Origin of the sequence: Methylobrevis pamukkalensis (genome assembly GCF_001720135.1) — a bacterium.
Taxonomy (GTDB): domain Bacteria; phylum Pseudomonadota; class Alphaproteobacteria; order Rhizobiales; family Pleomorphomonadaceae; genus Methylobrevis; species Methylobrevis pamukkalensis.
In genome coordinates, this window is the sequence record NZ_MCRJ01000323.1 from 1 (window position 1) to 482 (window position 482).

The following is a 482-nucleotide window of genomic DNA, read 5'->3' on the forward strand; positions in this document are numbered from 1 at the left end:
CGAGACGCTGCCGAAGGTCAAGGAGCTGCGCGCCAGGATCGCCAATGACGCAGTCGACATCGGCGGGCTCGAGAACGAGGTCTACGACCACCTGTTCAGCTTCTTCCGCCGCTACTATTCGGAAGGTGACTTCCTGGCCAAACGCGTCTATCGGCCGGGCGTCTACGCGATCCCCTATGAAGGCGAAGAGGTCAAGCTCCACTGGGCCAACCGTGACCAGTATTACATCAAGACCAGCGAGTATCTCCGCGACTACGCCTTCCGGCTGAAGCCGGACAATGCTGCCAATCCCATGCGCGTGCACTTCCGGCTGGCGGATGCCGCCGAGGGTGAGCACGGCAACGTCAAGGCGGCCGAAGGCAAGGACCGCGGCGTAGTCGCGGAGATACTCGCTGGTCTTGATGTAATACTGGTCACGGTTGGCCCAGTGGAGCTTGACCTCTTCGCCTTCATAGGGGATCGCGTAGACGCCCGGCCGATAG

1 protein-coding gene is annotated in these 482 nt (G+C 61.6%); it reads left to right on the forward strand.

The genetic code is table 11. The features are described 5' to 3' along the window. Positions 1-482 (forward strand): hypothetical protein (locus A6302_RS20745; protein WP_210183437.1); only part of this gene is annotated, 482 nt, incomplete at both ends.